The 23,597-nt window shown below is 48.5% G+C and carries 24 protein-coding genes and 1 tRNA gene; 6 read left to right on the forward strand and 19 right to left on the reverse strand.

Features of this window, described 5'->3' with window-relative positions; genetic code table 11:
• Window positions 1-46 precede the first annotated feature (46 nt).
• The 6 genes from ACQKDS_RS10230 to ccmA all read right to left on the reverse strand — a co-directional run bounded on the left by ACQKDS_RS10230 (window position 47) and on the right by ccmA (window position 4,892).
• Window positions 47-2,017, reverse strand: a complete 1,971-nt coding sequence (locus tag ACQKDS_RS10230) for a heme lyase CcmF/NrfE family subunit (RefSeq protein ID WP_399669456.1) — start codon at window positions 2,015-2,017, stop codon at window positions 47-49.
• A complete protein-coding gene (gene ccmE, locus ACQKDS_RS10235; protein WP_399669454.1) occupies window positions 2,014-2,505 on the reverse strand; it encodes a cytochrome c maturation protein CcmE in 492 nt (163 codons plus the stop codon). The genes ACQKDS_RS10230 and ccmE overlap by 4 nt, the downstream gene beginning before the upstream one ends.
• Window positions 2,502-2,750, reverse strand: a complete 249-nt coding sequence (gene ccmD, locus ACQKDS_RS10240; RefSeq protein ID WP_399669451.1) for a heme exporter protein CcmD — start codon at window positions 2,748-2,750, stop codon at window positions 2,502-2,504. Before ccmD ends, ccmE begins: the two co-directional genes overlap by 4 nt.
• Complete coding sequence (locus tag ACQKDS_RS10245; RefSeq protein WP_399669448.1) at window positions 2,747-3,484, reverse strand: heme ABC transporter permease; 738 nt, start codon at window positions 3,482-3,484, stop codon at window positions 2,747-2,749. The genes ccmD and ACQKDS_RS10245 overlap by 4 nt, the downstream gene beginning before the upstream one ends.
• A gap of 116 nt (window positions 3,485-3,600) precedes the next feature.
• Window positions 3,601-4,260 carry a heme exporter protein CcmB gene (ccmB, locus tag ACQKDS_RS10250; protein WP_399669445.1) on the reverse strand — a complete coding sequence of 220 codons (660 nt, stop codon included), beginning with the start codon at window positions 4,258-4,260 and terminating at the stop codon, window positions 3,601-3,603.
• Window positions 4,260-4,892, reverse strand: a complete 633-nt coding sequence (gene ccmA, locus ACQKDS_RS10255; RefSeq protein WP_399669762.1) for a cytochrome c biogenesis heme-transporting ATPase CcmA — start codon at window positions 4,890-4,892, stop codon at window positions 4,260-4,262. The genes ccmB and ccmA overlap by 1 nt, the downstream gene beginning before the upstream one ends.
• A gap of 247 nt (window positions 4,893-5,139) precedes the next feature.
• Here ccmA and ACQKDS_RS10260 point away from each other — a divergent pair, with 247 nt between their 5' ends.
• Entirely contained in the window at window positions 5,140-6,036 is an 897-nt protein-coding gene (locus ACQKDS_RS10260) for a formate/nitrite transporter family protein (RefSeq protein WP_399669442.1), read from the forward strand.
• Between the two features lie 164 nt (window positions 6,037-6,200).
• Window positions 6,201-6,275: transfer RNA gene (locus ACQKDS_RS10265), tRNA-Arg, on the forward strand.
• A 318-nt stretch (window positions 6,276-6,593) separates the two neighbouring features.
• Here ACQKDS_RS10265 and cybB read toward each other — a convergent pair.
• Entirely contained in the window at window positions 6,594-7,124 is a 531-nt protein-coding gene (gene cybB / locus ACQKDS_RS10270) for a cytochrome b561 (protein ID WP_399669439.1), read from the reverse strand.
• A gap of 340 nt (window positions 7,125-7,464) precedes the next feature.
• Between cybB and ACQKDS_RS10275 the strand changes: the two genes are divergently transcribed.
• Complete coding sequence (locus ACQKDS_RS10275; protein ID WP_399669436.1) at window positions 7,465-8,079, forward strand: 2OG-Fe dioxygenase family protein; 615 nt, start codon at window positions 7,465-7,467, stop codon at window positions 8,077-8,079.
• On the forward strand, window positions 8,076-9,305 hold the full coding sequence (locus tag ACQKDS_RS10280) for a cysteine desulfurase-like protein (RefSeq protein ID WP_399669433.1): 1,230 nt from the start codon (window positions 8,076-8,078) through the stop codon (window positions 9,303-9,305). The genes ACQKDS_RS10275 and ACQKDS_RS10280 overlap by 4 nt, the downstream gene beginning before the upstream one ends.
• 302 nt (window positions 9,306-9,607) lie before the next feature.
• Here ACQKDS_RS10280 and ACQKDS_RS10285 read toward each other — a convergent pair whose 3' ends face one another.
• The 12 genes from ACQKDS_RS10285 to ACQKDS_RS10340 form a co-directional block, all read right to left on the reverse strand.
• Window positions 9,608-10,963 (reverse strand): FKBP-type peptidyl-prolyl cis-trans isomerase N-terminal domain-containing protein, encoded by a 1,356-nt coding sequence (locus tag ACQKDS_RS10285; protein ID WP_399669430.1) that lies wholly within the window; start codon window positions 10,961-10,963, stop codon window positions 9,608-9,610.
• A complete protein-coding gene (locus tag ACQKDS_RS10290; RefSeq protein WP_399669427.1) occupies window positions 10,960-11,328 on the reverse strand; it encodes a hypothetical protein in 369 nt (122 codons plus the stop codon). Before ACQKDS_RS10290 ends, ACQKDS_RS10285 begins: the two co-directional genes overlap by 4 nt.
• A gap of 19 nt (window positions 11,329-11,347) precedes the next feature.
• Window positions 11,348-11,932, reverse strand: coding sequence for a response regulator transcription factor (locus tag ACQKDS_RS10295; RefSeq protein WP_399669425.1), 585 nt, complete (start codon window positions 11,930-11,932; stop codon window positions 11,348-11,350).
• Complete coding sequence (locus tag ACQKDS_RS10300) at window positions 11,929-13,653, reverse strand: O-antigen ligase family protein (RefSeq protein WP_399669422.1); 1,725 nt, start codon at window positions 13,651-13,653, stop codon at window positions 11,929-11,931. The genes ACQKDS_RS10295 and ACQKDS_RS10300 overlap by 4 nt, the downstream gene beginning before the upstream one ends.
• A 143-nt stretch (window positions 13,654-13,796) precedes the next feature.
• Window positions 13,797-14,822, reverse strand: coding sequence for a fimbrial protein (locus ACQKDS_RS10305; protein ID WP_399669419.1), 1,026 nt, complete (start codon window positions 14,820-14,822; stop codon window positions 13,797-13,799).
• Between the two features lie 150 nt (window positions 14,823-14,972).
• Entirely contained in the window at window positions 14,973-15,506 is a 534-nt protein-coding gene (locus ACQKDS_RS10310; RefSeq protein ID WP_399669416.1) for a fimbrial protein, read from the reverse strand.
• Window positions 15,507-15,523: 17 nt separating this feature from the next.
• Entirely contained in the window at window positions 15,524-16,033 is a 510-nt protein-coding gene (locus ACQKDS_RS10315; protein WP_399669413.1) for a fimbrial protein, read from the reverse strand.
• Window positions 16,034-16,082: 49 nt separating this feature from the next.
• Window positions 16,083-16,733: a fimbrial protein gene (locus ACQKDS_RS10320; RefSeq protein ID WP_399669411.1), complete on the reverse strand. Its 651-nt coding sequence runs from the start codon at window positions 16,731-16,733 to the stop codon at window positions 16,083-16,085.
• Between the two features lie 25 nt (window positions 16,734-16,758).
• Window positions 16,759-17,514: a fimbria/pilus periplasmic chaperone gene (locus ACQKDS_RS10325; protein ID WP_399669759.1), complete on the reverse strand. Its 756-nt coding sequence runs from the start codon at window positions 17,512-17,514 to the stop codon at window positions 16,759-16,761.
• Between the two features lie 58 nt (window positions 17,515-17,572).
• Entirely contained in the window at window positions 17,573-20,101 is a 2,529-nt protein-coding gene (locus ACQKDS_RS10330) for an outer membrane usher protein (protein ID WP_399669408.1), read from the reverse strand.
• A gap of 49 nt (window positions 20,102-20,150) precedes the next feature.
• Entirely contained in the window at window positions 20,151-20,690 is a 540-nt protein-coding gene (locus ACQKDS_RS10335) for a fimbrial protein (RefSeq protein WP_399669406.1), read from the reverse strand.
• Between the two features lie 78 nt (window positions 20,691-20,768).
• Window positions 20,769-21,290, reverse strand: coding sequence for a fimbrial protein (locus ACQKDS_RS10340; protein ID WP_399669404.1), 522 nt, complete (start codon window positions 21,288-21,290; stop codon window positions 20,769-20,771).
• A 1,069-nt stretch (window positions 21,291-22,359) separates the two neighbouring features.
• Here ACQKDS_RS10340 and ACQKDS_RS10345 point away from each other — a divergent pair.
• Window positions 22,360-22,800: a hypothetical protein gene (locus tag ACQKDS_RS10345; protein WP_399669401.1), complete on the forward strand. Its 441-nt coding sequence runs from the start codon at window positions 22,360-22,362 to the stop codon at window positions 22,798-22,800.
• A 333-nt stretch (window positions 22,801-23,133) separates the two neighbouring features.
• Window positions 23,134-23,208 (forward strand): membrane protein YpdK, encoded by a 75-nt coding sequence (ypdK, locus tag ACQKDS_RS10350; RefSeq protein ID WP_399669756.1) that lies wholly within the window; start codon window positions 23,134-23,136, stop codon window positions 23,206-23,208.
• Window positions 23,209-23,597: the final 389 nt, after the last annotated feature.

The raw sequence follows: 23,597 nt of genomic DNA on the forward strand, positions 1-23,597 counted from the left end.
ACCAGCAATAAGAAAAGAAATAATGGAACAAACAACAGTTTACGGTTCACGCCTGCGCCCCCTGCTTGCCTTCACGCGCTAACTTCTTCTTCATGCGATAACGCGGGTCAAGAATGCAAAGCAAACCGCCAACCGCCATAAATATCCCGCCGAACCAGATCCAACGCACGAAAGGTTTGTAATACAAGCGCACCGCCCATGATCCATCGTCCAGCTCTTCGCCAAGCGCCGCGTACAAATCACGGCTAAAACCACCATCAATCGCCGCTTCAGTCATCATGCTGCGTGCTACGCTGTAATAGCGTTTTTCGGCGTGCAGCGTGGCTTCCGGCTTACCGTTGCGCGATACGTCAATGACGCCCACGCCACCGGTATAGTTCGGACCACGAATGTCGTACACATCGCGGAACACAAAGTGATAACTGTGAATATCGACGCTATCGCCCGCTTTCATCCGCACGTCGCGCTCAACGCTGTAGTTTTGGCTGAAGGCGATACCAATCACCGTCACCGCCACACCGAGGTGGCCAAGCACCATCCCCCAATGGCTGCGGGAAAGATGCGTCAAACCGCGCCAAAAGCCGTGCCGATGCGTCGCGCGCTCATGTAACTCCATCAGCGTCAGCACGATAACCCAAATTGCCATGATCAATCCCACGACCGTCATCCCGGCAATGTGATCATGCAGCAACCACGGCAACGCAATGGAAAGCGCCAACGTTACCACCAGCGCCACACCCAAGCGACGCCACAATTTGCTCGGTTCATCACGCCGCCAGCGCACCAACGGGCCAATCCCCAGCAACAGTGCTAGCGGTGCCATCAACCAGGTGAACATGGTATTAAAGAACGGCTCACCAATCGAAATACTGCCAAGCCCTAACTGTTTGTGCACTAACGGCAGCAAGGTGCCCAGCAAGACCACCAGCACGGCAGCAATCAACAGCACGTTATTGCCCAGCAGGAAGGTTTCACGCGAGAAGGTTTCGTGCTGCACCCGGCTGCGAACCTGCCCGCCTTTGACGGCATACAGCAACAGCGATCCGCCGATCACGATCACCAGATAGGCCAGAATAAACATGCCCCGCGCCGGATCGGATGCGAAGGAGTGCACAGACACCAAAACGCCCGAACGCACCAAGAAAGTACCGAGCAAACACAGTGAAAATGCCGTGATGGCCAATAACACCGTCCAAGCTTTGAAGGTACCCCGCTTTTCAGTGACCGCCAGCGAGTGAATTAACGCGGTGCCCGCCAGCCAAGGCATAAACGAGGCATTTTCGACCGGATCCCAGAACCACCAGCCGCCCCAGCCCAATTCGTAATACGCCCATGCCGACCCCAGTACGATGCCCAATGTCAAGAATACCCACGCAGCGGTGGTCCACGGCCGTGACCAGCGTGCCCAAGCAGTATCGAGACGCCCGGCCATTAATGAGGCAATGGCAAAGGCAAACGCGACTGAGAACCCCACATAGCCCATATACAGCAGCGGCGGGTGGAAGATAAGCCCAATATCCTGCAACAGCGGGTTGAGATCGCGCCCATCGATCGGGAAGTCGGGTAAGGTGCGGGTAAACGGATTAGAGGTCATGATAATAAACAGCAGGAAACCGGCGGTAATCATACCCATCACCGACAAGACTCGCGCGACGGCGTCCTGCGGCATCGCGCGGCTGCACAGCGCCACCGCCAGCGACCAACAGCTTAACAACAGCACCCACAGCAGCAACGAACCTTCGTGCGCACCCCAGGTCGCAGCCACCCGATAATAGACCGGTAATTGGCTGTTAGAGTTGGCGGCCACATACGCCACGGTAAAATCATTCGCCACAAAGGCATAAACCAAACAGAAAAACGCCAGGCTAATCGCCGCAAACATGCCATAAGTCAGCGGGCGGGCCACTGACATCATGCGTAAATCTTGCCGCGCCGCCCCCCACTGCGGATAAATGCTCAATAGCAGCGAAATCGCCAGCGCCAGGCACAGCAGAAAACTTCCTATTTCTGGCATCATGACTTGTTCCCCTCCTGCGGGCTGCCGTAGGCAGAAGCCGGGCCTTGATGGTTTTCTTTCATGGCATCAGCCACTTCCGGCGGCGTGTATTTCTCATCGTGTTTTGCTAACACTTCTTTGGCCTTAACCACGTTGCCCGTCTCCAATACCCCTTGCGCCACCACGCCCTGCCCCTCTCGGAACAAATCCGGCAGAATACCTTCATAGGTGACATCGATCGCGCCGCGCGCGTCATACACCTTGAAACTGACCTGCAGGGTGTTTTGATCGCGCTTGACCGAGCCTGGCATCACCATACCGCCAATACGCAGCCGCTGACCCACCTGCGGTTTTTCATGCGCCTCCCCCTTGCCCTGCAAGATTTCACTCGGGGTATAAAACAGATCAATATTCGAACGCAGCGCGTACAGCGCCAAAGTGACGGTGAGCGCGACGCCAATCAGAACGACAATCGCCAAATACAGGCGGCTTTTACGACGTGGATTCACAATGATTTCTCCCGCGTTGCTGCACACGGCGGTATCGCGTTATTTTTGCTTTGCTGTGATTGGCGAATGCGGCGTTCACGCGCCTGACGACGACGAACATCAGCCAACAGTTGCCGCCGCTGCCAAAGGGTATGAAACACCAGCGCCAACAACGGGATCACCGTCGCGGCAACCGCCAGCCACACGTAAAAGGCATAGCCCCCCATGGCGAAAAATGCCTGCCAGGAACCGAATGCAACATTCATGGTTGGCGCTCCTTATTCACGAGTTCGGCGACCCAAGGGCGATGGCGCTCTTGCACCAAGATCAGATTACGCAGGCGCATCAACGTTAGCGTAATGAAGAACAGCAGATAGCCGAGAATCGCCCAGCGTAACGGCGTTCGCATGCTTGGCGCGATGCTTTGCTGCATATTGGTTGAGCCCTGATGGAGGGTGTTCCACCATTCAACTGAGAAATGAATTATCGGAATATTGACCACGCCCACCAACACTAAGATACCGGCGGCACGCCCGGCCAAGCGACGATCGTCAAAGGCGTTATACAGCGCGATGATGCCCAAATACAGAAACAACAATACCAATTCAGAGGTTAAGCGCGCATCCCACACCCACCAGGTGCCCCACATGGGTTTTCCCCAAGCGGAACCGGTGACCAACGCAATGAAGGTGAATACCGCTCCGACTGGTGCCATCGCCGCCACCACGGTATCGGACATTTTCATCTGCCACACCAGGCCAATAAATGCCGCTACCGCCATTGAGGCATAAATCCCCATCGACCACATTGCCGCAGGCACATGAATGTACATAATGCGAAAGCTGTCGCCCTGCTGATAATCCTTCGGCGCGAAACCAAAGCCCCAAACCCAGCCAATCAGCAAGCAGGCTACGCCTGCCACGCCCAGCCAAGGAACAAAACGGCCACATAGGTGATACAACCGTTCAGGCCGGGCAAATTGATGTAACCATTTCCACATTGTTGTCATTGCTCACGGTAAATGAAGTCGTAACTCGCCTTGCGATGGCAAAGCGGTAAAAACGCATTTTGCAGGTGCCGCTCTTGATGGCGTTACTCCGCATGTCACACAGTTAGCTAGTGCACGCTTACCCGCAGCGCAGCCGCGGTCGCAAACGGTGCCAGCGTCGCGCTGCCCGCAAGCATCGCGCCAAGGATCGCCAGATAGCCGTCAATCGGCATATTCATCGATGCCGCATCAATCGTGCCGGTGGCGAAAATCAGTACGGGAACGTACAGCGGCAGCACTAGCAGGCTAAGTAATACGCCGCCTTTACGTAGGCCAACGGTTAATCCCACACCTATCGCACCGATAAAGCTTAGCGTCGGTGTGCCCAGCAACAAGGTTAACGCCACCGCAAGCCAGGTATTGAAGTCTAATGACAGCAATAGCGCGGCCAGCGGCGACAAAATTAATAATGGCAAGCCGGTCACCACCCAGTGAGCACATACTTTGCCTAACACCGTTATCGGCAGCGGGGTCGGTAGCAGCAACATCTGCTCCAACGAACCATCAATAAAGTCATCACGGAACAATCTTTCCAGCGATAACAGCGAAGCCAACAACGCCGCAACCCAAATAATCCCCGGCGCTATCCGCGCCAGTAATTGTGGCTCAGGGCCAACACCTAACGGGAACAAGGTGATCACAATCAGGAAGAACCACAGCGGGTTAACAATCTCCGCACTTTTGCGAAAAGCGATCTTAAGTTCCCGGCGCAACAGAATAAAAAACATCAGTCGCTCTCCCTACTTGCATCCAGCAACCGAACCTTACCCACCGTTTGGTTGACGCCGGCCAAATCCTGATGGGTGGTCAACACTATCATGCCGCCCTGCTGCGCATGTTGCTCAAAAAGGCTTATCAATTCGCCCACCCCTTGTTTATCAATGGCGGTGAGCGGCTCATCGAGGATCCACAGCGGGCTTTGGCTCAGCCACAGGCGCGCCAGCGCCACCCGACGTTGCTGCCCGGCGGAAAGTTGCGCCACTGGTATCTCTTCATATCCGACAAGATCGACCTTTTCCAAGGCCTGCCAAATAGACTGACGCCCGGTAGCCCCGCGCGTCGCCTGGTAAAATTGTAGATTTTCAAACGGCGTTAGCAACGCATTGATGCCGGGTTGATGGCCTAAATACAGCAGATCCCCATGATATTGCTCACGGCAACGCAAGGTATTCTGCCCACGCCAGAGCACCTCACCGCAAGCTGGCCGCGCCAGCCCGGTAACAATACGCAACAAGCTGGTTTTACCGGCGCCATTTGGCCCTTCCACCTGAACTATTTCGCCCGGCTCGACTGAAAAGCTTAACGCGCTAAACAGGGTACGCTCATCGCGAACACAACTCAGGTTTTTGGCTTCCAGCATCAGGGGGGAACTCAACTGTTTTTCTTTGGGATAGCGAATCATAGCATAAGCGGCATACGCCACGTAGCCTACCCCAGCCATGAAAACTACTCCAATAGGGGTAATATTGCGCACAAGATCAATAATGGGCTGAAAATCCCTGCTCAGTTAAAGTTTTGTTACTTTTTTACAGGGGTTTTCCCTTCCCTGTTCGACGGCTACGCTTAACAAACGGTGTTTTTTATTTTATTGGTAGGGAAAACGGCAGATGAAAGATGAACAAAAAATCGCATTGGATAATGAGAAAAATCACGCTGACGATGACGTCAACGTAGAGAGTAAAGAGCAAGAACAAGGCAAGGCCAAAATAGAAACCAATGCGGAGAAACTGCCTTCCCATGCCGCTGCGGTGCATGAGCAAATCCGCATGGAGGGGGAAAAAGAATTAGAGCGTGACGGGCTGGCATTATTATGGTCCGCCATCGCCGCCGGGCTGTCGATGGGTGCGTCATTGATGGCTAAAGGGATCCTACATACCCGTTTGCCGGACGACCCAAGCCGTTTCTTTATTGAAAATATCGGCTACACCGTCGGCTTTATTATCGTCATCATGGCACGCCAACAACTGTTCACCGAAAATACCGTTACAGCGGTGCTGCCGATCATGCATAAACCGACGCCGAAAAACGGTCTGATCTTATTGCGCCTGTGGAGCGTGGTGTTATTGGGTAACTTGGTGGGTACTGGCTTGGCGGCCACGGCATTTATCCATTTACCCGTGTTTGACGCCGCCACCCGTCAGGCGTTTGTCAGTTTAGCTGAGGAGGTGATGCAAAACACGCCAGGGGAGATGTTCACCAAAGGAATTTTGGCGGGCTGGATCATCGCCACGATGGTGTGGATGCTGCCATCCGCAGGCGCCGCCAAGATTTGGACGATCGTGCTGATGACCTACCTGGTGGCCATCGCCGATCTGACGCATATCGTGGTGGGTTCCGTCGAGATCCTGTATCTGGTCTTTAGCGGCGTCATCGCATGGCATGAATTTTTATACCCGTTTGCCCTACCGACGCTGGCGGGCAATATCATCGGTGGCACCTTTATCTTCGCCCTGATCAGCCACGCGCAAATCCGTAACGATATGAATACGAAAAGCAAAGGATAAAACCGCCCCGAGCGAGCGCGGAAGAGACCGGAATAGCCGATAAAAAGTACAACCGCGCTCCCTCACCCATCACGAAAACACCCCAAGTGGTGAGGGATTGACCAATCAAACCGCTAAGTGCTTATTCTGCGCCAAAAAAAAGGTATAATGCTCGCGCTCGCAACGTCTCCGTAGTTAAACGGATATAACAAGCCCCTCCTAAGGGCTAGTTACTGGTTCGATTCCAGTCGGGGACACCATTACTGCATCTCATAACGTCCAACGAAACCCATAAAATCCTCTAGAAAAATTAATTTACCGACTAAATCATCTCATATCATTTAATGAAGAACGCGCTTGAATTCGTGATGCGTTGCATATAAATGCTTGTTCGATGTGAGTCTATATGTCTATTGAGTTCTTGGATAAACTAACATTGGAAGATATTAGGTAAATGACCGCAAAGGGCGAGGCGCTCCCGACCTGAAGACATTCGTAAACTAAAACGTGCCTACTTATAATCGTCCATCCGTGGCAATAGTATCACGCAACATCAATAATAATCGGCCTCAGTATAATCACTTCCCCGGAGACATCCTTATAAGCGTATTATCTCGAATAATGTAGTGATGGAACAATGCAGCTGCGGCATGTAAACCAATAATGAAATAGCCAGCATTGGCAACTAGCTCATGTATCTCCTTCAAGTTGTGCTGCATATTACTATTTTTAACATCTGCAATAGGCATTACGTAAGAGAAAAATGACCATTCAACACTCCCATAATAGAGTGAAAGAACACCAAAAATGGGAAGGCTAATAAATATCAGATAGAGAACTCCGTGCATTGTTTTTGCAAGTATAATTTGCCAGCGGGGTGGTTGCGGGTGAATAGGTGGGTATTTATTTTTAATTTTTAGATAGACACGAAAAATCATCAAAACAAAAACGGTAAATCCAAGCGTATAATGGGTGGTATTCATCCACTCACGGCCATTGCTTCCCTTCTGGGTAAGCCCTTTTAACTCCATTGCAGCATAGGTGAATACAATTAAAATAAAAATCGCCCAGTGTAATAAAATTTGAACGCGAGAGAATTTTGTGTTCATGCTACCTCCTCATAATGTTGATTTATTTTAAATCGATTAGATTAAGTAAACATTAAGACAATAAAGGTTAGTCGCTATTGGCTTTACCTGAACCTCTGCTGCCAATTCATATCAATGCTGTATCGTCTCGATCACAATAGCCGATACCAAACTACCGACATCTGCCCCCCTACATTCACCATTTTTTACAGCAACATACGTCGTGCCAATAAGCAAATTCAGCTGAAAATTGCTTTAACAAAACCACCCACTACAATTTAGAGTGAGTACTTCCCGACTAATCCAGCATTAACGCATATCTGAGGTGATTATGTTACAGAAGCACGAAAATGTAATAAGTATGACTGCACTGAGCCCGCAAGCCACCCATCAACTAATGCCGTCGTTTGCTGCCTTACCTCAGACACAACATGCTGACGGTAAATACCGATTACGACGCTATTCGGTCATCACGCTACTTGATGACCATGTGAAAGAAGTTGGCCCACGCGATTTCGTGCAGTCTGATGAGATAAACCACTTTCAAGGTAACGTGGTGCGCCATTTCGAACCCATCGATCATGATGTGTTGCAAAGCGCCGGTATGGCAGAAATGTGCAAGCTGTTCGCAGAAACTAACGCGCTGCCGGAAGATGCGGAGATAGAAATTCACCAAATGCGCGTCGTCGCCATCGACCAAGAAACGCAAGTCGCGCCGGAAGGGATCCATCAAGATGGTTTTGATCATATCGCGATGATTGCTATCCACCGGCAGAACATTGTCGGCGGTGAAATCATGTTGTACACCGATAATCACCAACCGCCTTTCTTTAAAAAGGCATTGGCGGACGGCGAAGCCGTACTGTTGGCAGACAATAAACTTTGGCATAACGCGACGCCGATCAGCACCGTTGAGCCGAAAGAAGAAGGACATCTTGATATTTTTGTGCTGACTGCGCGGGGAGACAAAGCATGACCTTTACGCCCGAACGCGCCCGAGCCCAATTTAGTGCGCTTTCTCAGTATGTTAACGATAAACCGGTTATCTTTTTTGATGGGCCCGGCGGTTCTCAGGTTTCACGCACGGTGTTAGGGAAAATGACAGACTATCTGGGCTACGCTAACGCCAACCTGGGCGGGCACTATTTTTCCAGTCAGGTAGCCGGCGAAGTGATGAATCACGTACGAGAATCGGTGTGCGCTCTATTCAATGCGCCATCGCCGGATAATATCGTGTTCGGCATGAACATGACCTCACTGACTTTCCATCTTAGCCGTATCATTAGCCGCCACTGGCAAGCCGGTGATGAAATCATCGTTACCGAATTGGATCACTACGCCAATGTGTCCAGTTGGCAACAAGCGGCAGACGACAAACGGGTCAGCGTGCGGCACATCCCCGTGCTGGGGGCGGATTGCACCTTGGATGTTAACCAGCTGTGCGCGCAGATCAACGCCAAAACCCGCCTGATTGCCGTCACCTACGCATCGAATGTCACCGGCAGTCTCGTCGATATTAAAGCCATTACCGAAGCCGCCCACCGGGTTGGCGCGCTGGTTTATGTCGATGCGGTGCACTACGCTCCGCACAACCTGATCGATGTACAGGCGCTAGGCTGTGATTTTTTGGTGTGCTCCGCCTATAAGTTATTTGGCCCACATATCGGTATGGCCTATATCGCGCCGCAATGGCTGCAACGACTCCAACCTTATAAGGTCGAGCCCGCCACCGATGTCGGGCCGGGCCGTTTTGAGACGGGAACGCAGAGTTTTGAAGGGCTGGCTGGCGTCAGCGCAGCCATTGACTACTTGGCGCAATGGGGTTCACCCGACGCGCCCTTGCGCCAGCGATTACAGCAAAGCTTTGTTGACTACCACCGGCATGAAGAGAGTTTATGCCGCTATTTTTTGCAACGCTTACAACAGCGCGATGATATCCAACTTTACGGCATCCCGCAGGCCGATCCCCAACGCCGCACCCCCACGTTTGCCTTGAACTTTAAGCGGCACAGCCCGGAGCAAATTGCCCGTCTGTTAGGCCAACACAATATCTGCGTCGGCAACGGACATTTCTATGCTCAGGGGTTAATGCAACGGTTGAAACTTCACGATAGCGGCGGCGTGGTGCGCGTTGGGATGATGCATTACAACACACATCAAGAAATCGATATGCTGTTTGAAGTACTCGCCAGCACAGAATAACGGGTAATGACCCCAAAGCACCTGCGCTCATCACCTAGGTGCGTGGCATGCCCGATAACATTGTGCCGTGCCTGATACGGAGCGAACAAGTTCGCCCCTATGATGTAGCACGCGCGAAAACACGCCGTTATCTGGCAAGGTTGGCGCTATGTCTGCCCGTGAATTCGAGAGTGAGCGCCGAAACCTCTACAGGGTAATAAACCACGCAAGGCCAGAATCTCTGATAGGCTCTGGCTTTGCGTGGCAACAGAAACACTTTCCCCGTATTGCGTTGGACAAGCGTCATACTCGTGTTGATACGATCAGTTGTGCTGCGCTGTGCTGTCAGCGATACGCAATTGGTAAATCATTGTTGCGTTAGGCGGAATGTTCGGCGGATAGCCCTTTTCCCCGTAAGCCAACGCTGGCGGCACCACCATCGTCAGTGAACCGTGGTTTTTCAGTTGCCGTAATGCCTCTTGGAATAATGGCGGATACGCCTCCAAGGGTTGAGACATCACTTTACCGTGTTGATCCATATCTTGAATCACCGTGCCATTCGTCAGGCTTTCTTTCACCACAATATCGACGGTCGCCCCCTCCGCTAACGGTTCATCACCTGCATAATCAATGCGATACCAAAAGCCAGACGGCGATAGCTTCACACTTTTTTGCTGCTTGAAGTCACGAAGATAGGTTTCATCGTTTTGCTGCCGCTGTTGCAACGCATTTTTTCTGGCATCAGCAACCGCCTTTTCTGACTCTGCCAGCGCCTTATCCATCACCTCCGCGCCCAATTGATATTGACCGCTAAAGGCATCCATGATGCCAGCCAGCATGGTTTGTCGGTCAGTCTCGATGCCCCAGCTTTTCCGTTCCGCCTGCATCCGCAGAATATCTTTACCCAAAGCAACACCGGCAGCATAAGCCTGGCTGCCCGGCGGTGTATGTAACCACTCTGCGGGCACCGACCATGTAGGGTGAGCGCGCAAGTCGGCAAGTTCAGTCTCCAGTGCCTGTACTTTGGCAACCCGTTCCTCCTGCTGAACCTCCCTTTGTAGTTTCTGGTTTTCTAACGCGTTCAATTGGCGATGTGCTTCTTTCAGTTGTGCGTCTAACGCTGCCAACGCATGCCGTTGCCGTTCACCTTCTTTAAGCAGATCGTCAACCTTCTGTTGTGCCTGATGCTTTATCTCCCCCGCGTGCTTGATCTGTTGCAGCGCCTGCTGCTCGTGCGGAGTAAGGGCTAGCGCCTGCCGCAAGCCTTGCCACAAACGCCCGATGCCATCGGTATCAAATTCAGGCGCTCGGCTGAGGTTAGCCGACTGTTCTTTCAACTCTGTCAGTTGGCTTTCCAAGTTTTTTATCGTCTGCCGTTGCGTTTGCAGTTCTAACTGTTTACTGCGCAATGCTTCGCGAGCTTTACGGTCTTCAACGATTTTCTCCACCGTCTTTGGTAGAGGGCATTGCCGCTCAACGGCTCGCTTAGGCGGCGGGCATTGCCGCACTTCCTCTGCCGATTTAGCGGCGGAAGGCTTCTCCGCAGGCCGCTGTTTGGAGTATTGCTCAGCAAACTGCAACAGTGCCGGGATGCCGTCATCCCGTGTTTGTGCGATCGCTAAATCACTCGCTAACAATGGCAACAAAACGACATAGGATAGAATACGCGGGCGAATCATTGTGGAGCTTCCACGCGGTCAGACAAAGCAACTAACAGTGCCTGATTAATTTCTGCACACAACCGATTTACCCGATAACGGTAGAGTGCATCCAAGGTGTCTTGCGTCCCTCTATTCACTTGGGCACGAACTCCCGCATATTCAGCCGCACGCGCGATCATATGTTCGAAACGCCTTTGATAGGCCGCATGCAGTTCAGTATCAACCGTCTGCATCGCTTCCAACTCCCGTTGGCATAACTGAATTTGTCCCGCCTCAGTATTGTTATCCACTACCCTTTGATGCGTTTTATCAGTTTTTATGCTACATCCACTCGCTGCCAAACTGAGCAGAAACAGAGTTAAATATTTGTTTTTAAAAAACATTTAATATCCTTATCGGCGTTTACAGATCACGACTTAACCAGTGCAGCAGTTCTGCATTACCACGCAGTTGCATCTTGCGCATGACAGAACGCTTATGCGTACTGATGGTTTTGACACTCAGGTTTAATCGCCGCGCGATGCTGGCCTGGGATTGACCTTTGCCAATACGGCGTACCACCTCGTTTTCGCGCTCGGTGAGCGCCTGTTTGTCGCACCAGTAGCAATTTTGACGCAAATGGCGGCGTGTCTTAGGTTGCGCCATTGCCTTTTCAATCCGTTGCATAACAAGGTCTATCGGTTCATGTTGGTACACCAAACCTGCTTCATGTTTGCAACGCGGCAGTGTGCGCAACCGAACATCGGGTTTACTGCGAACGCTAAAGTACAACGTGGACAATCTATCCTCTGGTGTCGATACCTGACATAACCGATTAACCATCCCTTTCCCAGCGCTAATGAAGGCTAAATCAACCGGTGAGGTGGCGCTATGAAGGCTATGTACCTGAACCACGCGCACGTTAAAATACTCAGCAATCGCCTGCCTCATCCCCTCTGCAAAGAAGATATCGGGGGAATCAATCACGACCGAAATAATGCGTTTCATACCGCCTCCTTAATGGCAAAACGTATATCCTGTGGGAACAATAAGGCCGCCTCATGCCGTAATCGATCAGCAGCCGCTTTTTGCTGCCGATACTGCAAAATTTGCAGTAGCGTGGCGTAAACATTTGCGTCGATGCGTCTGGTCAGATAATCATCTGCCCACCGCGCATAGTGCTCGAGCAGCCGCTCATCGCCGCTTCGGTTAAAATCTTGTAAAGACCGCATGTGCAAGTCGAACTCGCGCCGCTCCTGATGTACCCATCCGCTGAAAAACGACATCGCCACCGTAGCGTCCATTAATCTGAAACCACTTTTTTCCGCCATCGTTAGCGTATAGCCGCCCTTCAACGCCCCCAGCATCAACACCACTCCCCCTAGCGCCGAAAAGCGTATGCCCCGGCTGAGAAAACCTTTGCACAGCGGCGGTAATCGTCGGCGCTGCATAACCGGCGTTACGCGCCGTTCCAACATCGCTAACAGCAGTAAAAACAACAGCCAATGCAGGGTTGAAAGGTAAAATGGATATTCCGTCTGGGTATGCAGCACTAGCGGCAGTAATAACAGGCACAACGCGAGGCCTTCCTTATTATTGGTTTCCCGAGACGCGCGAATAGCACGCATCAACAAGATGGCACCGCCAACTATCAACACCGCCAGGCCGGCTAACGCGATAACGCCCCCTTCGATCCACCACAGCAACAGCTCGTTATGCGGATGCCGAGCAATTTCAGTCACTGTCGTGGGCAACGTTTGATGAATACGAAAATGCTGGAAGTTGTACTCAAAGCTGCCATATCCCCATCCGCCCAACGGTTTTTCCATAATCATGGCGATGGCGTCACGCAGCATGGTGTAACGTGCATGGTTGGAAAAAGTATGGCTGGTGTAACGCATCCCGTATTCCGCCAATCCCCCGTGCCATAACATCAGCGAAGCGCCTCCAGCACCGATTACCATCAGTAGTACGGCAATAGCACTGCGTTGCGGAGAGCCACGCCCAGCCAGCAACAGCATCAAAACGGCAGCCAATCCGCCACCTAACCAACCGGTGCGTGATTGCACCCACACTAAAACAGCCGGCAACAACAGCAACAACAGCACCAATAAGCGCGTACGCCAATATTCATACCCTGGAATAGTTAATTTGTAGGCAGGGAATAAAAACAGCATCAGCGCCAGTGCCACTCCGACAGCAAGAAAACTGCCCAATACGTTTGCCTGCTGAAAAATCCCGTAGGGGCGTGAGGCTCCCATTCGGTACGCCATCCAGGCGTGAGCCAGTTCGGGGAAAAACAGTTGCAATAATGTCAATAACGCTTGCAGCATTACCGCCAACAACAGGGCATAGAAAACTACACGGCGGAATCGTGGCGGCATGCGATACTGCGACAGCGTAAAATAAAATATGCCGCCGCCAAGCAGCCCCGCTAAACGCCAAAGCGAATGTGTTGACCATTCAGGTCGCGTATAAAGTTGAGGGATCAGTAGCAATACTATGCCTAGGAATAATAATGTGCCAAATAACGTCACGGTAACCCGTTTATTCTTTGGCATGACCTGCCAGATGATGATTATCAAGCTTGCCATCGCCATCCAGGCGAGGATGTTCTGCGGCAAGTTAAGCCCAACCCCGCCTATATTAGGCACATAAATATGCATCGCAATAGCAAACCAAAAGCACAGTACTGCAGTTGGCAGTAAACGAACGATAAGAGCGATCATAACTCCAGCCATAATTGACTTAATCACATTATTAAGTTAAAGACATTGAAAATATGGGTGTTTATATTCATTAAACCACCACTATTAAAGATAGTGTTATCAGCATGACTATCTGCATCAATTATAAAAAACCCACATCTATTTTAAATGGATAGAATAACTAAAATTGCCGACGCATTAAATTCCCCACCTTTCAATATACCTCTGGTGTTTTTTACTGGCATAACCGAAATCATCGCATCACCGGAACCATTATAGAGGCGAGCTAAGAGTGATTGATGTGGTTTAACCAGTTTATTCCCGTGGCTTAGCGCGATACCCAATTCAGGATTATCAGAACGAATATAATCTGAAGAGAAATAAGGTGTATCAGAAACCAGCTTGACTTGAATATCTTGGCTAAGATTGGTATTACAGCTAAATTTTAAAGCCACATTTTTACCATAACCACGCTCAGAAATGGAGGTGGCTACATGTGTGGTTTGCAATGTACCGAAGTCCACCTCAATCGTTTTTCCGTTATTAATTTTACAGACAGGTGTAATCGGTATAACTGCGCCACCCGGCTTAGTTCTGGCCTGCACCAAGGGACGACTTGGCCTAGGTGGATAAGGGGTTATATTCATAACTCTGTATGCTGAAAACAATACTGTATCTGAAGGGATCACTATGGCGCCACCGATAATATCGCGCCGTAGAGTCAGATAGATAAGTCCTTTTCCAGCAACTGAGAATACACCTTTCTCCAACACATTCTCCCCCTTAGAAGGATATTTAGAACCTAACAGACCATCTGCTGGTTTGGCGGGAAAGAAAATACCTTTCTTTCCAATACCAGTGTCTGTATAAATCCTTATATCCACATCATCACTTAGTTTATAGTAATTTCGTTTTAAATCAGAAGGTATCAGCCTCTCTCCCATATCCACATAATACGTCATATAACCATTTAAACCTTCTTTATTATTACATACTCCTGAAAAACCATTATTGAGCATGTTATAGCTCACCGTCGCCGTTGCCCCTTGTTCATTACTGCTGAAAGGTGCAGATCCAATATCCACAACCGCAATATTAACAGGATCCCCCCAGCAGGTATTATCTGGCTCAGAAAATACGGCTGATGAGAAGACAATAAAAGGCATAACGGCTAATAATTTTATTAACATCTTCATTCCCTGAACATAATATTAAAACCCAAGCAATGCTAAAGATAAATCATCTACACAACGATAAACAATTAGTAGTGAAAGTGTGCTTTTTTTGATATTTTACACTTCACACTTATATTTATTTAATATAATTTCCACAGCTTAAGTTTAAGGATAATCAATTAAGAAGGTGGATACTGCACTAAAAGAACCCAATCTAATCATTCTATTTTTTATCGCATCAGGTTCCGCACGAACATAGGCCTGTAAATTGAAGCTATTACCTCCTTTTATTAACTTACGCCGATACGCTTGATTAACAGCAACGCTCTCACCGCTCACTGACTCAATTCCAATGGCAACGCCTTGGGCCTCACTACCGGCGTTTAACGCAAACAAACCAGGCAATTTACTGCTTTCCACACCCTGCAAGGTTATCTCAACCAACTCACCCAATGATATGTCACACTCCAGTAAACGAATCGCAAAGGCTTTTCCTATCGTTCGCTGATTGATATAAAGATATTTATCCACCACATTACCGAAGTCCAGATCGATGGTTTCATCATCGGGATGCACGGTGCATGGCTCCGCCACCAGCGTACCGCTGAAATGCAAATTATCCTCAGCTTGCAGTACCAAGCATGGCATCATCAAGCTAAAAACAATCAATATTCTAGGAACTGAAAATAAAATTAACATAGCTCCCCCATTAGTATTTATTGATATGCAACATACAACGTAGCAAAAGCATCAAACCCTCCCGCAATCAAGGCTCCCTTTGCCACAGGCACGGCTTGAAGCAATGGAGGTACTTTCGGGTCAATCGGAATTTCTTTGTTAATTTCAGCGTTCTTTCCGTCCAAAAGTAAGCGAATACCTAAGTCTGTTGCTGAGGTTTGAATGGCAGATGAGTCAAAAGCGGTAACCTGCCCTTTAATCATCATGACCATCTCCCACTTTAACGCATTTTGCTCACACTTTATTTGGTAATTAATTGGCTGCAGGTAGTTCTTACCGTTGACTTTATTAACGCCCACCTCCCCAAAAGAAACATGAATAGTTTCATTGTTATTAACTGAGCAAGGTGGCGGCTCAACCAACGTGCCGTGAAAGTTCATATTAGTACCAGCACCATCCGCTGAAATGGCCTGTTTTGATTCAACCATAAGGAGGGGGAGTAAAATAGCACACCAAAAAAATGCCTTGTTTTTTTTATATAAATACACAACCCCTCTCCTAGAGTAGCAATGAAATAATACCGAGACAGTATCGTTATTAATTATAACTTAATCCAACCTGACTATAATAAGCCCCTGCGCGTAGCGGCCCTGCTGTACGTTCTGGTGTAACTGTATAGTTTAGGGTATCTCTCCCTAAGCTTAAGAACTGCGGTCGCCCACGGAAACCTAAGCGGATATCGCGCCCCTCATCATCGGTAATACGTAACCCCAAACCAGAAATACCCTGAACTTTCACCAAATGCGGATTGTGATTATCCGCTGGCGCGATGAAATTGATGCTGACTGAGGGCTGGCTTGCATCCCAATTGAGTACGCCAGTACGTTCATCACGCAGTGTGCCCGCCGATCGTACGCAATCTCGCAGTCGCAGTTGGAAAGCCGTAGGTACACCGCGATCGCCAATTGCCATCAGGCTACCCGTTCCGGTATCACCGAGTGATATCGCCTGATAGGCAGACGCCATTTCCAAGCGACATGCACCTTCCGACAAAGTACCGTGGAAATGCAATACACCATTAGCTCCCTCAACATGCTCGTTATCCGCCATATGCGCGTTGGCTAATAATGGCGATAACATTAACAGGCTGACAGAAATAGCTACCGCTATGGTTCCCTTAATCCTGCGCTGACCAGCCCTACCCGCGATCTGACACAGCAGCCGTACCCGATATTGCATGCATTCCATTGCCATTCCTCACATCGTTTTTCTATTAGCTATGGCTTTTCTCAGGCACAACCTGACAGCGGTTATCCGCACAATTAAAGGTCAATTGCGGACGACCACCATAATCATTGATATACGTCAGTACCGGTGTTTTACCCAATGCGCTCGCGCTGACGGATAAATTCGCCTGACTTTTGGGTGCAACCATTACTGGCTCAAAACCACTAGCGCCTTTACCGTCTTTTTTATTACTGGCGTCAACCAGCGTAATATAATAAGGCGTGGGGTTATTGACCTGATACTTATCCCCCTGTTTAATCAGGATGAGCTGTTCCTGCCAAGGTTGAGCGATCGCTCCAACCTCCTGCTGGAGTGCCTGCGGGCGATAAAACAGCTTTACCCGTGTTTGTAAAGCGAGTTGTAATGTATTTGGCTTATCGCTTTTAGGCGGTATCTCACGCAAGTTGAAATAAAACAGTGTTTCGCGATCTTGTGGCAGCTTTTTAGCTTCCGGCAACGCCTGAATTTTCACCTGGCTCGGTTGACCGGCTTCAATACGCTGAACGGGTGGCAATACCACCAATGGGCTCGTGATTTTTTTACCACTCTCATCTTCCACCCATCCCTGAGCCAAATAAGGTAATTGCTTATTCTGGTTGCTCACATTCAAGCTCACAGAATTTTGGCCACCGTCGAAAACAACACGCGTTCTATCCAAGGAGATTGCAGCATTAACATGCGGTACTGATACCATGCTGGTTAATAGTGCAGTACAAACCAACGGGCCAATATTTCGTTTCATCACATCTTACTCCAGTCAAATTATTATCAAATCGGCCATCGTCAGGCCATCAAATTTTTTATTTTTTACCCTGCTGATTTGCTAGCAAGCAAGGTAACAATAGATTGTTAAAGCTATTTTCAGGCAGTGGGTCGGGTAATGTAAAAGCACACTGCTGCTCCCCATTCCATTGAACTTGCATACTTTCACCCGGATTAATTCCACTTAAATAAACGTTGCCGGCATCATTAACAATGCCCGTCTCCTGCTGGCGACTATTAGTCACCGTTGCACCAAAGGGTGGCGTACTGCCGTCAGCTAAGCGGATCACCGCCATCGCTTTTTCACCGGCAATCACATTAAAGCGGCGAAAACCAATCGCCCCCTCGGTTAAGGTAGCCTGTACCACGGAACCTAGCGCTTCCGCGTTATCCCCTAGGTTATTCAGATCGATACTAGCTGTATTGCGGTAGTAGCTGTTCACGTCCGTGACTATCACTTTGCCGAAGCGGTTACTGCTACTGGTACTACCGTAACCGCGCACCGGCACGCCTGCGATACCACCGGTATCCAACAGTAAACGCGTTCCCCCCATACTACCGCTTCGGTGTAATGCGCCGCCTTCAGCCGTCAGCGTCGCACCACCCTGAGCAGTCATGCCTACCGCCGTATACTGCCCTTGCTGATAACTCGCATTGGCGCTCAACTGCGCAATATCAGCCTGATGGTTAACATAAGCACTGACCGAAGAGCCGCTACGCCCGATACCTGCACTAAGCTGGTAGTTATTATGCTCATCAATGCGATCGTAATAACTCAAATTATGGCTATTGCTCTTTTTGTTCACTGATGAGTTATAACTCAAGCTACCACTATTTCCCCAAGGAATTGATAGTGATAAATAACCACCGTCATCTTTCACTCCGTTATAACTATTTCTATACGCTGACAGCGACAAACTTAAATTACGTAACGACGCCAAGTCAAAATAGCGCGATATCGTCAAGTTATAACGATCGTTTGTCGGTTTATCCCAATAAGTCTGGTGGGTATAACTTAGATAGCTGCTTAACCCCAGATCGCGAAACTGTTTATTAAAGCTGATGGTATACATTTCTTTGCTACCACCGACGCGATGACCATAATTACGCGCATCGAGATACTCACTCATATTCATAAAGTTTTTTTCTGAGAAACGATAACCCGCAAAGGTAATATGACTATCGTATTCATCGAAACTCTTCGAATAGTTCACACGGTATGAGCCACCGCTCAACTTCCCTTCATTCGGTAGCTGCGCTCGCGCCTGAATCATATCGAAAGAGATCGCGCCAAACTGTAACAGGTCGCGTCCAATCCCTAGCGACAGCGCATTATACTGGCCACTGAAAATACCGCCGCCAAACAAAGACCAACCATTACTTACCCCCCAAGAAAACTCGCCGGTGCCAAATATCGGCCCTTGTGAACGATGCTGCCAGTCAGAGGGCCTACCGGCAGCCAGTTTATAACGCATGCTTCCCGGCCGGGTCAGATAAGGAATGCTGGCGGTATCCATCTGGAACTCCTGCACACTACCGTCTTTCTCTTCTACGCGGACATCCAACTGGCCAGAAACTGAATCGTTGATATCCTGAATACGGAAAGGCCCTGCCGCGACCTGAGTTTCATACAACACCCGCCCTTGCTGGCTAATAATCACTTTCGCGTTAGTTTTGGCGATTCCCACCACTTCAGGGGCATAGCCACGTAAATTTGGCGGAAGCATTGCATCATCTGAACGCAAGCTGGCACCGGTAAAACGGAAACTGTCAAATACGTTTGAATCGAGATAACTCTCCCCGACGGTTAAGCGTGAACGTAAAGCAGGTATAGCGCGATAGGCGTAATAACGGCTCCATTCCAATTTCTTATCTGAGCTATTGGTATTATTTCCACTCTGGTGCGTAAATCGCCCTTGCCAATCGGCACGCAAGCGCCAAGCACCCATGTTTACACCAACCGTACCGTTTCCACTCACATCTTGGGTTTGCTGACCACTTTTCTGTTGTCGCGAGCTTTGCGCGCTAAGGCTATAATCCAGCAACAGCCCGGGAATACCGTTATCCCAACGTGAAGGAGGATCCCAGTCATCAGAGGTATACTCCAAGTACGCTTGAGGTATATTCAAATAAAGCGAAGCGCTAGACAAATCGCCACGGGCTTCCATCCCATCTAAGCTTTTCATGTCCAGGCAATGCCCTTCATGCCACCACTTCAGCTTCTTTACCATTTCCTCTTTTAAACCCAGTTTTTCCACCATACTGGGGGACAGACAAGCCAAACTTTCTTTGTCATTATCATCAGGCGCATAGAACATAACTTGCTGCTCAGGCAATTCAGAGTTATTCAAACGAATAATCATGTTATATGCACCCGGCATAATATATCCACGTCGAGAAAACTGACTAAGATCGATATTTTCCCTGTCACTCAAATCTAACATGTCAGTGTTAAATTCAATGCGTTCCCTGGCTACAGAGTAATAAGGAAAACTGCTTATCGTAAAAGCAATAAGCACCCCTAGCGTATTCAAACGAAAGAGGGTTCCAGCAGAAGAAAGAGCCATACCTGCAAACCTTTTACAATGTGAGTTATCGATTTTTTAAAATTGCCGATTAGTAATAATCCAGTTTGAACTTAACCGTGGAAAAAAAATCCCCTGCCTGTATAGGCTGATTATTCCCGATTAATTCTATTGAATAATTAAGCAACATACTCCTTGTTGAAACCTCACTTTGTGGCATTGCGACACCCGGTCTAGCAACATTTCCTACATTATCCATAATCTTAATGGCAAAACCTTTGGCTTGACCTTGGATACGAAATCCATGTTGATCGGCATCCCCATCAAAAGTAACCCGAAAGTACCGCCAATCGGGAAGATTCGGCTTATGCCGCTCCAATACACAGTTAATTAGTTTTACGCTAAACGGTATTACTGTTCCCTGACCTTTGTTGATCACTTGATTGATTGATGCATTCCCCATATCTATAGCTTGCTCCCGATCTCCAGCATCAATCGCACAGGCGCTATCAATAATGGCTCCTCCCATATGAACCACACCCCAGCCAGCAATACTGGCTGTAGCAAAGGGACTGAGAGAAGACATTATTAATAGCAATAATGGCGCCACCCACAGTTTCAACTGATTCATCACGCTTTTTAAGCTCATCTTTTTTGAGAGAGCATGCGGGTATCACTACCCGCATGTATCTCTATCCAGTAACGACGATTACTGATAAGACATGGTAAAGTCGGCAACGCTGGTGAACTCCCCTGGAGTAATCGCAGCAGAAGCACCGTCACCTTGCAGATAAGCACCAAAACGTAAAATAGTTTTACCTTCGAGCACTTTCTCAGGCTTGGTTTCTGTACCTAACTTAATTGGAGTACCTTTTGTATCAGTCAGCGCAATACTTGCCCCTTTAGCGGTACCGTTAATCGCTAGAAGACCTTCACTGTTTTCTACGCCGGTGAACGTCAAGGTAACATTGCTTTTATCCTTTTCAATTTCACAGTTTTCCAATTGGATCTGGAATTCTTTCCGCGTAGAACGGCCACCGTCTTTCAGGGCAACTTTAGACACCTGACCCAAATCGACAGTCTGGTCAACACTTTCAGGGTTGATAGAGCAAGGCGCATCGATAATTGCACCTTTGAAATTTACCGTACCTTGACCTTGGTTTGCTGCGTGCGCAATAGAAGAAGCACCTAATACCAATACGGCAGCCGTCATAATTTTATTCAGTTTCATTGCAATTCCTTATTTAATTTCATAGAAAAAATCATGCATTTATGTAACAAGTGAGCGCTCAATTTCAAAAACTTTATCGGAAACATCCTTATTCCTAAAAAAGGAATACTCCTAGCAATGAGGAAATAGGGAGTCTTATCTATGTTCACAACATGGTTTTCAGTGAATCACCTTAGTTTGGATTATCAGCATGAATATGCTGTCTAAATAATATAAATCCTCCTAAGGTCTTGTCCGTCGCGCTTAGCCTATTTTGCATATCTGCATGTGGTCATCATTGCCCGTAAGGCAGGCATACATCCCTGCAACGACAACGACGACAATATTAGTTTCATCGCAATAAATTAGCAAAATGTATCTTAATTTGGCCTATAAACAGTTTTTTATACTAACTAATAGATTAAAAACAACACCAAACAGAAATAAATAACCAAAATTAAATTGAAAGGGATTTTTTATCGACACCCATACAGAACACAGAAATAGTGGTAAAACACATTTTTATCTAAACTGAGTAAAACACCTCTTAATGCATGGGTTTAATAAAAAATTTCAACACATTAAAATAGCGAACTGCCGCATAGCCTGAGCGTTTGTTCTGAATTATTTATCTAACACCAAAATCGCAGCGCGCGAAAACAAGAAAAATCTCAACTAGGTTTTGGAGTGTAATGAAATTCGTAATACATAACTTGCTATAAAGCTGACAGTTTAAATTATATAAAGCTTGCAAAATGTCAGTGTTTTATTTTTCCGTATATAGAGAAGAAGATCTATCGGAAACCACAGCAGCCATGTAGGAAAGGATAAGAAAAACAGAACGCATGAAACGAATTCGAGCTCGAATATAATATATCCAGTGAAAATCATATCTTCACATAAACTAGCCAAGACTCTCTTTGCCTTGGTTATGTGCCAGAGGGGTATGATGATGGTTAACGCACTCCTCTGGTAGCTACGCCAACAGCGAAATAAATAGCGCAATCACAATACAGCGTAATGAACCCATAGCGAACAACTCGTGCTACTCTGTTCGCCACACAAATTACGCCATCACTCAGGACTTACCATGCAGAATCATTATCCTGCCCATTATCTCTTCGATAATGAGAACGATTGTTGGAACATCGGTTTTCGCGACTTTCCGGAGTTTCAGGCAGCCTGTTATAAACGTGACGATGTAGAGCTCGAGGCGCAAGACGCACTGTTGACCGCCATCGCCATTGAGATCGATGAAGGGCAAGCGGTGCCGCCGCCCTCATCCGCGATAGATGAAGAAATTAGCATACCACTCCCTTTATTAGTGCAACTCAAAATAGCACTGCACAATCACTTGCTGAGCCAGCAGATGCCAAAAGCGCTACTGGCACGCAAACTCGGTTTTAACGCCGGGCAAATGAACCGTCTACTCGATATTGCTTATGCATCAAAAATCGAGGCGTTAGAACAAGCCTTATTTCTACTTGGTTATGAAATTCACGCCACAGTGAATGTAATCGAACGCAGTTGAACGATGTCACCACTTCAGCGCTAGCAGCAAGTAGAACTGGATAACACTGAAACAATAAAAACGCATAAAAAACAATGATAGGTGTATAAAAAACAGCCTAAAAACGTGATCAAAAACACAGTATTGTATTCACATAAAGAATGGGAGTACATTAGCGCCGATCCTGTCGTGATACCTATTTTATCTCAAGGACGCAAATCACGACGACCGGGCACTTGAAAGCCTAACTCATTGTTATTAATCAACAAAAAGTGATGGTTACTGGTACTCAATAAGACTCAGCACAACAATCGGGATCATTGGCTTGCGAGGAGCTCCACCGGGGAGTTATCAGTGAAGTATTTTTTGATGGGCGTTTCATTCATGCTGATCGCATGGGTTGGGACTTTCATGCTGATGGTTGCCTAACGGCAACCTAATGACAAAATTAAATAGTAGGAACGTGGCAGGCTGCGCCCAATTAATTGCTTGACCACCCATACTGAATACAGGCCGGGCATGCCCGGCCACTACGGATGCTGCAACACGGGATGTTGTTACTCGTAGGGGCGTGGCATGCCGCGCCCAATTAATAGCGTACCCCCATGCTGAATACAGGCCGGGCATGCCCAGCCACTACGGATGCTGCAACACGGGATGTTGTTACTCGTAGGGGCGTGGCACGCCGCGCCCGGCTAATAGCGTACCCCCCATGCTGAATACAGGCCGGGCATGCCCGGCCACTACGGTTCCGCAAATTTTATAACGAAGAATCTCATTAAACCGTAGGGGCGTGGCACGCCGCGCCCGGTTAATAG

This window comes from Serratia sp. NPDC078593 (genome assembly GCF_050268245.1).
In the GTDB taxonomy this organism is placed as follows: domain Bacteria; phylum Pseudomonadota; class Gammaproteobacteria; order Enterobacterales; family Enterobacteriaceae; genus JBNNGK01.

Excerpts from the sequence above, each read along its gene's own strand:
- ACQKDS_RS10300 (WP_399669422.1), bottom strand. The coding sequence starts at position 13,653 with ATGATCGCTCTTATCGTTCGTTTACTGCCAACTGCAGTACTGTGCTTT.
- ACQKDS_RS10280 (WP_399669433.1), top strand. The coding sequence starts at position 8,076 with ATGACCTTTACGCCCGAACGCGCCCGAGCCCAATTTAGTGCGCTTTCT.
- ccmB (WP_399669445.1), bottom strand. The coding sequence starts at position 4,260 with ATGTTTTTTATTCTGTTGCGCCGGGAACTTAAGATCGCTTTTCGCAAA.
- ACQKDS_RS10325 (WP_399669759.1), bottom strand. The coding sequence starts at position 17,514 with ATGAAACGAAATATTGGCCCGTTGGTTTGTACTGCACTATTAACCAGC.
- ACQKDS_RS10260 (WP_399669442.1), top strand. The coding sequence starts at position 5,140 with ATGAAAGATGAACAAAAAATCGCATTGGATAATGAGAAAAATCACGCT.
- ACQKDS_RS10285 (WP_399669430.1), bottom strand. The coding sequence starts at position 10,963 with ATGATTCGCCCGCGTATTCTATCCTATGTCGTTTTGTTGCCATTGTTA.
- ACQKDS_RS10345 (WP_399669401.1), top strand. The coding sequence starts at position 22,360 with ATGCAGAATCATTATCCTGCCCATTATCTCTTCGATAATGAGAACGAT.
- ccmD (WP_399669451.1), bottom strand. The coding sequence starts at position 2,750 with ATGAATGTTGCATTCGGTTCCTGGCAGGCATTTTTCGCCATGGGGGGC.
- ACQKDS_RS10230 (WP_399669456.1), bottom strand. The coding sequence starts at position 2,017 with ATGATGCCAGAAATAGGAAGTTTTCTGCTGTGCCTGGCGCTGGCGATT.
- cybB (WP_399669439.1), bottom strand. The coding sequence starts at position 7,124 with ATGAACACAAAATTCTCTCGCGTTCAAATTTTATTACACTGGGCGATT.
- ACQKDS_RS10245 (WP_399669448.1), bottom strand. The coding sequence starts at position 3,484 with ATGTGGAAATGGTTACATCAATTTGCCCGGCCTGAACGGTTGTATCAC.
- ACQKDS_RS10340 (WP_399669404.1), bottom strand. The coding sequence starts at position 21,290 with ATGAAACTGAATAAAATTATGACGGCTGCCGTATTGGTATTAGGTGCT.
- ACQKDS_RS10335 (WP_399669406.1), bottom strand. The coding sequence starts at position 20,690 with ATGAATCAGTTGAAACTGTGGGTGGCGCCATTATTGCTATTAATAATG.
- ccmA (WP_399669762.1), bottom strand. The coding sequence starts at position 4,892 with ATGCTGGAAGCCAAAAACCTGAGTTGTGTTCGCGATGAGCGTACCCTG.
- ACQKDS_RS10320 (WP_399669411.1), bottom strand. The coding sequence starts at position 16,733 with ATGGAATGCATGCAATATCGGGTACGGCTGCTGTGTCAGATCGCGGGT.
- ACQKDS_RS10330 (WP_399669408.1), bottom strand. The coding sequence starts at position 20,101 with ATGGCTCTTTCTTCTGCTGGAACCCTCTTTCGTTTGAATACGCTAGGG.
- ACQKDS_RS10305 (WP_399669419.1), bottom strand. The coding sequence starts at position 14,822 with ATGTTAATAAAATTATTAGCCGTTATGCCTTTTATTGTCTTCTCATCA.
- ACQKDS_RS10275 (WP_399669436.1), top strand. The coding sequence starts at position 7,465 with ATGACTGCACTGAGCCCGCAAGCCACCCATCAACTAATGCCGTCGTTT.
- ACQKDS_RS10310 (WP_399669416.1), bottom strand. The coding sequence starts at position 15,506 with ATGTTAATTTTATTTTCAGTTCCTAGAATATTGATTGTTTTTAGCTTG.
- ACQKDS_RS10295 (WP_399669425.1), bottom strand. The coding sequence starts at position 11,932 with ATGAAACGCATTATTTCGGTCGTGATTGATTCCCCCGATATCTTCTTT.
- ACQKDS_RS10290 (WP_399669427.1), bottom strand. The coding sequence starts at position 11,328 with ATGTTTTTTAAAAACAAATATTTAACTCTGTTTCTGCTCAGTTTGGCA.